The organism is Stenotrophomonas maltophilia group sp. LNF247 (genome assembly GCF_054083135.1).
The window spans coordinates 24,239-33,802 of the sequence record NZ_JBSRQL010000024.1 but is presented as its reverse complement, the minus strand read 5'-3'; the positions used below and the strand labels follow the sequence as shown (position 1 = coordinate 33,802).

The 9,564-nt window shown below is 65.9% G+C and carries 8 protein-coding genes; all 8 read right to left on the bottom strand.

What is annotated here, in order from left to right; all coding sequences use genetic code 11:
- Window positions 1–2: 2 nt before the first annotated feature.
- The 8 genes from ACTXG9_RS18240 to ACTXG9_RS18205 all read right to left on the bottom strand — a co-directional run bounded on the left by ACTXG9_RS18240 (window position 3) and on the right by ACTXG9_RS18205 (window position 9,558).
- A complete protein-coding gene (locus ACTXG9_RS18240; RefSeq protein ID WP_155028856.1) occupies window positions 3–491 on the bottom strand; it encodes a hypothetical protein in 489 nt (162 codons plus the stop codon).
- 31 nt (window positions 492–522) lie between these two features.
- Entirely contained in the window at window positions 523–1,272 is a 750-nt protein-coding gene (locus ACTXG9_RS18235; RefSeq protein WP_021202954.1) for an HAD family hydrolase, read from the bottom strand.
- Window positions 1,273–1,356: 84 nt separating this feature from the next.
- Window positions 1,357–1,773 carry an EF-hand domain-containing protein gene (locus tag ACTXG9_RS18230; RefSeq protein ID WP_019662197.1) on the bottom strand — a complete coding sequence of 139 codons (417 nt, stop codon included), beginning with the start codon at window positions 1,771–1,773 and terminating at the stop codon, window positions 1,357–1,359.
- Window positions 1,774–2,005: 232 nt separating this feature from the next.
- On the bottom strand, window positions 2,006–2,377 hold the full coding sequence (locus ACTXG9_RS18225; protein WP_456115828.1) for a hypothetical protein: 372 nt from the start codon (window positions 2,375–2,377) through the stop codon (window positions 2,006–2,008).
- A gap of 381 nt (window positions 2,378–2,758) precedes the next feature.
- Window positions 2,759–3,472, bottom strand: a complete 714-nt coding sequence (locus ACTXG9_RS18220; protein WP_456115829.1) for a M15 family metallopeptidase — start codon at window positions 3,470–3,472, stop codon at window positions 2,759–2,761.
- Window positions 3,405–4,958, bottom strand: coding sequence for a serine hydrolase domain-containing protein (locus tag ACTXG9_RS18215; protein WP_019662200.1), 1,554 nt, complete (start codon window positions 4,956–4,958; stop codon window positions 3,405–3,407). The genes ACTXG9_RS18220 and ACTXG9_RS18215 overlap by 68 nt, the downstream gene beginning before the upstream one ends.
- A 55-nt stretch (window positions 4,959–5,013) precedes the next feature.
- A complete protein-coding gene (locus ACTXG9_RS18210) occupies window positions 5,014–8,037 on the bottom strand; it encodes a TonB-dependent receptor (RefSeq protein ID WP_456115830.1) in 3,024 nt (1,007 codons plus the stop codon).
- A 51-nt stretch (window positions 8,038–8,088) separates the two neighbouring features.
- A complete protein-coding gene (locus ACTXG9_RS18205; protein ID WP_021202950.1) occupies window positions 8,089–9,558 on the bottom strand; it encodes a transglutaminase-like domain-containing protein in 1,470 nt (489 codons plus the stop codon).
- Window positions 9,559–9,564: the final 6 nt, after the last annotated feature.

The following is a 9,564-nucleotide window of genomic DNA, read 5'->3' as shown; positions in this document are numbered from 1 at the left end:
CACTACCGCTTGAGCTGGCGCTTCAGGGTGGCATCCAGCGTGATCGGCCGGTCCCAGTGCTGGTAGCTGGCCACGATGGCATGGCGCACAGCCCGGTAGTGCAGATTGTCCGGCTTGGTGGGCATGCGCTTGACCACCGCCTCCCAGCCGCCCTCCGGGTCCTGGCTGAAGGCACGCACGCTGTCGCGGCAGGTCTGGCCACTGGCCTTGGCCCAGAAGCAGGCGAAATAGATGTCTCCGGCCTGCCAGCCGTGGGTGGTGAACAGCGCGCTGATGTAGCCACGCGGCACGTCGGCATAGCGCGACACTTCGTCGAGGAAAGCGTCGGGGTAGCGTTCGGCGTAATGGTTGATGTCCCGCAGCTGGGCATCGACCCAGCTGTCGCCGGTGTCCACTTCGTAGGCGCTTGAGCGCTCGGCGGTCTGCTGGGCCAGCACGGTGGCCGGCGCCAACAGCAGGGACAACATCAGCGCGCGCAGTCGGTGGTTCATGCTCCGATTCTGCCGCAGCCGACGGGTCCTGTCAGGCCGCAGCGGCCTTGGCCTCGATCGCCGCCAGTGCGGCCGGCCAGTCGTGGGCGGTATCGGCAGTGACCATGCGCGGTTCGTCGTCGGCCACGCCATGCTGGGTCTCGTGGGCCCAGGTCACTGCGTACGGGGTATGCACGCCCCAGCCGCCCAGGGTGACCACCGGCTCGATGTCCGAGCGCAGCGAGTTGCCGACCATCACGAAGCGCTGCATCGGCAGGTCGAATTCGGCCAGCACGCGGGCGTAGGTCTCCGGGTCCTTCTCGGAAACGATCTCGATGCGCGGGAAGAGCTCGGCCAGGTTGGCGACCTTGATCTTCGCTTCCTGGTGGAACAGGTCGCCCTTGGTGATCAGCACTACCGGGTAGTGCTCGGCGATGGCCGCCACCGCTTCGCGCACACCGTCGATCAGCTCGACCGGGTGGCGCAGGGTGTCGTGGCCGATCTCCAGGATGCGCTGGATGTCCTTGGCCTCGATGCGCTGGCCGGTGATGTCGATGGCCGCTTCGATCATCGACAGGGTCATGCTCTTGACGCCGTAGCCGAAGGTGCCCAGGTGGCGCTGCTGCACTTCCAGCAGGTGGCGCGCGGTCTGGGTGTCATGCACGTCGACGTAGCGCGACAGCAGGTCAAGGTAATCCTGCTCGGCCTTGCGGTAGTAGTCCTCGCTCTTCCACAGCGTATCGTCACCGTCAAAACCGACCAGGCCGATGGCGCGCGACGGCGCAGGCGTGGAGGTGTTCATCGCGCAAGGATACAGGGGCCGTGGTGACGAAAAAAACCCGGGCGGCCGAAGCCGCCCGGGTTCCCATACGCCCCGATACAGGTCTTACCTGCCCTGCGCACCCTGCGCTGCGCCGCCGGCGCCGGCCTGCTGGGCGGCCACATAGGCCTTGTACTCATCGGCGCTCAGCTCACCGTCCTTGTTGGTATCGGCCTGGTCGAACACCTGGGCCAGGCCGGCGTTCACCTGCGCCTCGGTCTTGCTGATGGTGCCGTTGCCATCGGTATCGATGCTGGCCCAGGTCTGGCCACCGCCGTTGGCCTGGGCCGAGGCCGCTGCGGCCGCATTGGTTGCCTGGTCAGCCGCCTGGCCCGCCTGTGCCGCTGCCTGCTGCGCCTGGGCGGCCTCGTTCTGTGCCTGCGCGGCCTGCTGCTTGGCCGACTGGGCCATCGCCGGGATGGCCAGCACGCTGCCGGCGGCGACGATCAGGGCGATCAGGGGCTTGCGGTTGCGAATAGTCATCAGGGGTGTCTCCTACCGATTGGGTGGTGTTGCGCGGCGTGTTGATTCCGCACGGCACCTACCCTGCCACCGCGTTTCTGAATCGATTTTGCGCCGCGACCGGCGCCCACACGCGCGATTAACCACTGGCCTCCACGCATGCTTTAGCGCGGTGGTTAGGGTGAAGTGAGTGGCTCATAAGATGCGCATTCAGCGCCTCTGCATTTAACCGGCAGGCAACGAAAAACCTGCGTCAGTCGACGGTTTTTTCCGATGACCGCGAACTGAACAACACCCATGCAAGAGCAACACCGGCGAGCGCACCGGCGATTTCCAGCACCACACGGCTGCCGAGCTCGTTGGGATCGTGGATGGTGGCCAGGAAGATGCGCGCGTACAGCGGCGATTCCAGCCGCACGATGCCCATGTAGAACAGCTTCCATGCATCGATGCCGGCGGAGATGATCACGGCGATGACGCAGGACCAGCCGATCGCATGCCCCATCGACCACCGCAGCAGGCGGCACAGCTGCGACCACAGGAGGTACACGAGCAGGCCGACCAGCAGGGCAATGGCGCCCGCTTCCAGGGTGCCGAGCAGGCCGAAGTGCAGGGGAAGGTTCATCGGGTGGGCAGGGATGAAGAGGCGGCCAGTGTAAGGGATCTGCCCCGGACCCAATCCGGTAGCCACAGTAGATCCACGCCATGCGTGGATGAATCTCCATCCAAATCGAATATCTCGACGATTGAACAAGGAGCAGCCGAGCATGGGCTCTGCTCTACAACGGACCACGCGGGAAACTGTCAGAGGCGGGGCGGTGCCGGAATGCGGGGTGTCAGCCGCATGGATGCGGCTGCCAAGCCTCCATGGACGGATTTACGGCGTCCCCGCACTCCGGCACCGCCCCGCCAACCCACGGAAAGCAAGCTGTTGCTGTTGCGTCTGATGTTGCCGGCCAGCGGCCGGCACTACCGCGGGTGCAAGGCGCAGCCCTGCCGATACCGCCTAAAGCACTGGCACGTCGTACGCGGTGCCGGAATCCGGTTCGGGCTGCAGGGTGTAATGCCACCACTCCTGCGGATAGTTGACGAAGCCACGGCGCGCCATCGCCTGCACCAGCTGCTGGCGGTTCGCCTGCTGCGTCTCACTCAGCCCGCTCGTCTGCGTATGCGCACGTGGCCCGAAGAAGTCGAAGTCAGTGCCCATGTCCAACGGCGCACATGCACCGCTGCGGCAATCCAGCAGGCCCAGATCCACCGTGGCACCGCGGCTGTGGCCGGAGCGCTCGGCGATGTAGCCGTCAGCCAGCAGGCGTGGCTTGTCCAGATCCGGGTACTGCTGCGCCTTGCGCGAGAGCTCGCGCGGATCGTTCACCCAGGCCATGAACGCCTGCACTGAACGCACCGGCCGGTAGCAGTCGTAGAGGCGCAGGCCGAAGCCATCGGCGCGCAGGTCCTTTTCCACCTGTGCCAGTGCCTTTGCCACCGGCGCCAGCAGATAGCACGATGGCGCCTCGTAGCCGGGCACGCGCGCACCGGTGAAGTTGTTGGCACCCGCATAGCGGATATCCAGGTCGATTCGCGGCGACAGCGTGCGGATCTCCACCAGTCCGGCGCTGGCCGCGTCGGTGGCCGGTGAAACGCGCGGTGGCTCAGCGGCGCCGGTGGTCGCCGCCAGGGCAATCGCCAGTACGAGTGAAATGCAGGTCCTGGAAGTCATAGCTGAAGTCGATGTCCGGATCGATGGCGCGCAGGTCCAGTGTCGGTGCCGGGCCCTCGCCCGGCCGCAGCCACGCCTGTGCATCGTCACCCAGCGTATCCCAGCGCAGCAGCCAGCGCCCCTGCAGCTGCAGCACGGCTCCCTGCAGGCGGGGCGACTTGTCCACGCTGAAGCGCAGGCCGTCCTTGCCTGGGCACAGCGATGCGGGCCCCAGCCAGGGATCGCTGTAGCGCCCCTGCCAACGCGGCAGATCGGAAGCCGACGCCTGCCGCGCATCCGACGTCGGCGGCCGCTGGTGCCCGGTTGCCGCACGAGCGGCCTGGTCCGCCTTCAGTTCGGCCAGGTATTCCATCGCCGGGCGCGCATCATTGGGGGCGGTGAAGCGTTTCAGTGCGGCCTGCATCAATGCGGTGCGCGCATCCTCGCCTTCACCGTTGATCAGCATCACCACGCCCACCTTGCGGTCAGGCAACAGCGCCAGCGACGAGTACATGCCCGACAGGGTGCCGGTGTGCGCCACCTTCCACTGCCCATCCATGTCCGACACCCGCCAGCCATAGCCGTAGCCATAGAAATGCGCGTTGTCCCAACGCCGCTGGCGTTCACCCAGCGCCATCGGCATGTGCAGGGTCCACAGCGTACGGCGCTGCTCAGCGTCCAACCAGCCAGGTGCCAGGGCGGGATCGAGCAGCACCTGCATCCAGCGCGTCATGTCGCGCAGCGAACAACGGATGCCGCCGGCCGCCATCGACGGCAGGTCCGGGCTGATCGCTCCATCCGCGTTCACTACCGCGTTGCGATCACCGCGCCAGGCATGCGGCTGCGCCACGTTGCCCACGCGCTTCACCGACCACGCCCCCACCTGGCAGCGCGTCATGCCCAGTGGTTCGAACACCTGCTCGCGCATCAGCTGGTCGTACGGCTTGCCACCCGCTGCCGCCGCCACTTCCCCGGCCACCACGTACATCAGGTTGTCGTAGGCGTAGCGGCTGCGGAAGCTGCTGACCGGTTTCAGGTGCGCCAGCCCCGCGATGATGTCCGCACGGGTGAACGCGTTCGGTTCCGGCCACAGCATCAGGTCACCGGCGCCCAGGCCCAGGCCGCTGTTGTGGATCAGCAGGTCGCGCACCTGCATCTGCTCGCCCACCCACGCATCGTGCATGCGGAAGCCCGGCAGATATTGCTGCACCGGATCCTCCCAGCGCAGCTTGCCCTGCTGCACCAGCCGCGCCAGCAGCGCGGCGGTCATCGCCTTGCTGTTGGAGGCGATCTTGAACAGCGTGTCCTGGTCGATGCGGCCGCCGTCGCCACGCGCGCCTTCGGCGTGGCGATAGACCACCTGCCCGTTGTCGACCACCGCCATGGCCAGCCCGGGCAGGTGCTCGTGCTGGACCACGGCGGCGACGTCGGCATCGAGGGAGGCGATATCGGTCGGCGAAGCGGACGGTGCGGCCAGTGCCGCCGCGACGATCAGCAGGTGGTACATGCGCGCAGCCCCTCCATTGCCCGCGCCGTCACGGTGGGCGGCGCGGATCGTGGCCTCAGAAGTTCCAGGTCACCACCAGCTGTGTATAGCGAGGGGCCTGCCAGCGCGTCCCGGTGGCGAACGTCGCTTCGCGGTACTGGCCGGGCTGCGCTTCATAGCGCTGGTGCACGTTGATGGTCTTCTGGTTGTTGAACAGGTTGTACACCGACAGCCGTGCACTGAGATCGATGCCCTCCACCGGCAAACGCCAGGTCACGTTGGCGCCCATGGTCCAGGTCCACGGCAGGCGACCGAACGCACCGCGTGGGCTGTACTCGAACTGCCGCTGGTTGTACGGGCCGGAACAGTTGGCCACGCACAGCCAGCCGGTACCACCGCCGCTACCCTCGCTGGAAGTACTGCCACCGGCGATGGAATCGTTTGGCCACATCACGCCGTAGGCAGTGATCGGGCCACCGGACTGCACCTGCAGCGTGGTACCGAACGACCATTGCTTGTTCAGCGCGTAAGCGGCACGCAGCTTGAACTGGTGGCGGAAGTCGTTGAACAGCACGCCATAGCGCTCGTTGGTGGCCGGATGGTCCCAGAACTGGACCATGCCGGTGTCGCCGTAGTTGGTATCGGAATTCACCGGGCCTTCGAAATTGCCCTCGCTCTTCGACCACAGGTAGGACGCGTTGAACATCCACTTCTCGTCCCAGGCACGGTCGATCTGGAACTCCAGTGCCTTGTAGGTGCGCTTGGGCTTGGAGTAACCGATCACCTCGCCGCTGCCGCCCTTCCGATAGCCGCTGTTGGCGGTGTCAATGGTGATCCAGCCTTCGTTGGCGCAGCCGATGCTCCTGTCGCCCCAGATCGTCAGGCTCTCGCCCGGGTTGGCGATCGGCCACAGCGTGCTGGGGGTCGGGCCGCATGGGGTGTAATTGATGCGGATGTCGTCCAGCGCACGGGTCATGCGTCGATAGGTGGCGTTGACGCCCCACGACCATGCCTGGTTGATCATGTTCTGGAAGCCCAGGATGTACTCGTCCTGGTAGACCGCCTTGAGGTCGCGATCCACACTCTGGCGCAGGTCGGCACCGCCGGTGTTCATGCGGGTGTCGGTCGGCCCGATCTGCTGGCCGACGACCGGTGCCATGTACGGTGAGCCGGTCAGCGAGGTTTTCCGCTCCCAGCCATTGAGCACGTAGTAGCTGTACTCGTCGGTCAGGCCACCTGCGAAATTCACGTTGATGTTGTTGGTGACAGGCAGGTAGTAGCGGCCGGCGTTGCCGAACAGCTTGGTGCTGCCATCACCGCGCATGTCCCACGAGAAGCCGACGCGAGGTGCGATCAGGTCATCCATCTTGATGAACGCCTTGCCGGCGGCGGTACGGTTCTCGAAACGGTCCCAGCGCACGCCCAGGTTCAGCATCAGGTTCGGGGTGATGTTCCAGATGTCTTCCACGTACAGCGCATTGGCTTCGGTCTCGAACGTGCCGCCCGACTTGCGGTTGCGCGCACGCAGCATTTCGGTAACGCCAGCCGGTACGTAGGCATTGGCACCGTCCCAGACTTCATCGCCGGGGCGCGCCACGTAGGCGGTGTAGCTCAGTTCGGTCGGGCCGGGGTAGCGGGTGGACTGCTTTGTGGTCATCAGCTCACGGTCGACACCGAAGCGCAGCAGGTGGTCACCCAGCTGCCATTCGAAGTCCAGTCGCGCCACGTCACGGGTATCGTCACGCTCGGCCACTGCCGTGCCCGTGGGGTGGCAGCCTGCGCGTAGGCCCTGCAGCTTGCCCAGGCGCGGGCCGTAGGTACTGTCGGTGAACACGGGGCTGCAGGCCTGATCCAGCGATGAATTGGTGAACGCACGCTGGTTGTTCTGGCCGACCATGGCGCGCGCGGTGAAGTTCTGTCCGAAGTGGCCGGTGTAGGTGGCCGACCAGTTGCGGCCGCCGGTCTCGGTGACCGAATCGCCGCCCCAGGCGCCGAGCTGGTCGGCGTTCCAGTTGTAACCGTACGACGCATTGGTGACATCGCCCTCATCCGAGAACGCCAGCAGCGCCAGGCTGTGGTTGTCGTTGATGTTCCAGTCCAGCTTGGTGCCCCAGAAGCCGTTGCCGGAATCGTTCTTGAACCAGGTACTGCCATCGGACGAGGTGTTGTGTCCCTTGTCGCTGCGGTCTTCGTACATCGCGAACAGGAACAGCTTGTCCTTGACGATCGGGCCGGAGCCCCACACGTTGGTCTTCAGGAAGGAGTTGTTGTCGCGGCTGCCGTAGGAATGCGGGGTGCCGTCGCGGTGGAAATGATCGCCGCCACTGGCGCGCCACGCACTGGGCTCGGCGGTGACTTCAACACCGCCCTCGAATTCGTTGCTGCCCGAACGGGTCACCGCATTGATCACGCCACCGGTGGAGCGGCCGAACTCGACCGAGTAGCCACCGGTCTTGACCTGGAACTCCTTGAAGAAGGCGAACGGCGCGGTGCTGAAGCCGCGACGGGTATACATGTCGGTGACATTCAGGCCATTGATGAAGACCGCATTCTCGGCCACCGATGAACCAGCGAATGACAGGCCGCCGAATGACGAGTTGCCGCCGACCACGCCCGGCGCCATCAGCGCGACCGCAGACAGGTCCTGCGCCACCGGCAGCCGCGAGATCTCCTGGCGGTTGATGTTGAAGGATGTCTCGGTGGAGTAGACATCCACGCGGTTGACCACGCGGGTGCCGACCACCTGAAGTGCATCGAGATTGGTGACGCCGCCGCCACTGGCCAGGTTGACCGTGGTGGTACCGCCTACTGCCACACTGACACCAATCTGATCGCCCAGCTTCTGGCCATCGCGGCTGAGCTGCAACTGGTAGTCACCTACCGGCAGCTGGCCGAGGCGGTAGCTGCCGTCGGCGCCGACGGTGACGGTACGGGTCAGACCCGTACTGTTGCTGACCACGGTCACCTGGTCGCCCGCGGTTGCACGGCCGGCAACTGCGCCGCTCACGTTCTGTGCCATCGCGATGCCGGGCAGCACTACGCCCAGACACGCCCCAAGGGCGACGCACAACGCCGCCCGCTTGATGCTGTAAGCCTTCATCCCCTGCTCTCTCCTGCAAGAATTGAATGGTGTGGAATGCGGTGTGTCGCGCTAGCGTTGCCTGGCTGGCAGTACCCGCCACTGGAAGTCGTAGCTCCATTGGTCGAAGTACAGGTTGCCGCCTGCCCACTCGGCCTCGCCGCGCTGCGAGTCGACCGTTTCCGAGCGGAAGTGCTGCTTGGCCGGCACGAAGGGCTGGCCGAAATCGTCGTTGAAGGCGATGCGGTAGCCGTCGAGGCCACCCAGGTAGAAATCGCGCAGTGCAGGCACATCGCTGGCAAGCGCGCCGGTGGTCACGTCCATCGGCAGCCAGCCATACGGCGCCAGGTAGACCTGCCCCCAGTCATGCAGGTTGTTGTAGCCGCTGCCATCGCCGGAGAACACCATGCCCGACTGCCAGCGCGCGGGAATGCCGTTCATGCGCAGCAGCGCGATCAGCAGCAGGGTCTGTTGGCCGCAGTCGGCATGGCCGGCATGCAGCGCGTAATCGCTGATGTTGCTGAGCGTGGAGTATTCGCGCGCACCGGCCCAGGGAATGCGATCCACGGCAGCAAACAGCTTGCGCAGCACTTCATACGGACGTGTCTCGCCCTGCAGTACCTGGTCGGAGAACAGCTTCAGCGCGGGAGTGAAACGCACATGCGGCAGCTGCTCGGCCAGATAGGGCTTCAGTGCCGGGTCGGTCGGAGTCAGCTGTACCTTGGCCGGGTCGATCGCGGTATGCCGGGCGAGGATCGTGACCGCGTAGCGGATCTCGAAGCGCGTCGGCTGCCCAGCCACTGCCTTGGCTTCCAGGTAGGCGGTGCGCTGCAGGGTACTGGCCGGTGCCACCCGCGCCTTGCCCGGGGTGCTGCCCAGCCACTGCACCTGTTCCTGCTGCCCGGGGATTTCGCGCGGGTACGGAATCCAGGCCCGTACAGTTTCGCCGGCCGGGACGGCGTCGGCCTTTACCGTGAGCGACTGGGTGAATTCGTAGCGCTGCGGCAGTACCGACGCCTGGCCACTCTGTTCGGCCGCGGCAACCACGCCTGCGTGGTGGGCGTTGAGCACTTCGTTGGGGCCCGGAGGCGGCATCGGTGCATCCGTGCGGCGGCGCGCGCGTGCTTCGTCGCTGAGCAGGAACAGGTTCGAGGGTGCGCGCTTGAAGTACCAACGCTCGCCATCGATATCGAGATGCTCGATCAGGCCGAGTTGGTCCCAGCGCGCAAGTTCCTCGTCGGTCAGATCGGGAATCCAGCGGCGCACGGCCGCCTTGGCCGCGGCCTCGTCGAGGGAAAAATCCAGGCGGATGCGGCGCATGCGCTCGCGCTGGAAGGTCCCCTCGGTGGTATCGCCTGCCGTTGCCAGCAGCGCTTCGGCATCGCTGAAGCGACCGCTGTCGATCAGGTCGATCACCTGCGTGTGGCGCGCCCGCTGCTGGCTGCTATGCCCATCCGTCGCCTGCGTGGCCGACACCCACAGCAGCAGCACGGCACACAGGCCGGCGGCAGGCAGACGCGGTTTGCGAACGGCAGGATCCACAGCGAC

Coding starts and splice junctions, on each gene's coding strand:
- ACTXG9_RS18230 (WP_019662197.1), bottom strand. CDS start 1,773: ATGACTATTCGCAACCGCAAGCCCCTGATCGCCCTGATCGTCGCCGCC.
- ACTXG9_RS18220 (WP_456115829.1), bottom strand. CDS start 3,472: ATGACTTCCAGGACCTGCATTTCACTCGTACTGGCGATTGCCCTGGCG.
- ACTXG9_RS18215 (WP_019662200.1), bottom strand. CDS start 4,958: ATGTACCACCTGCTGATCGTCGCGGCGGCACTGGCCGCACCGTCCGCT.
- ACTXG9_RS18240 (WP_155028856.1), bottom strand. CDS start 491: ATGAACCACCGACTGCGCGCGCTGATGTTGTCCCTGCTGTTGGCGCCG.
- ACTXG9_RS18235 (WP_021202954.1), bottom strand. CDS start 1,272: ATGAACACCTCCACGCCTGCGCCGTCGCGCGCCATCGGCCTGGTCGGT.
- ACTXG9_RS18210 (WP_456115830.1), bottom strand. CDS start 8,037: ATGAAGGCTTACAGCATCAAGCGGGCGGCGTTGTGCGTCGCCCTTGGG.
- ACTXG9_RS18225 (WP_456115828.1), bottom strand. CDS start 2,377: ATGAACCTTCCCCTGCACTTCGGCCTGCTCGGCACCCTGGAAGCGGGC.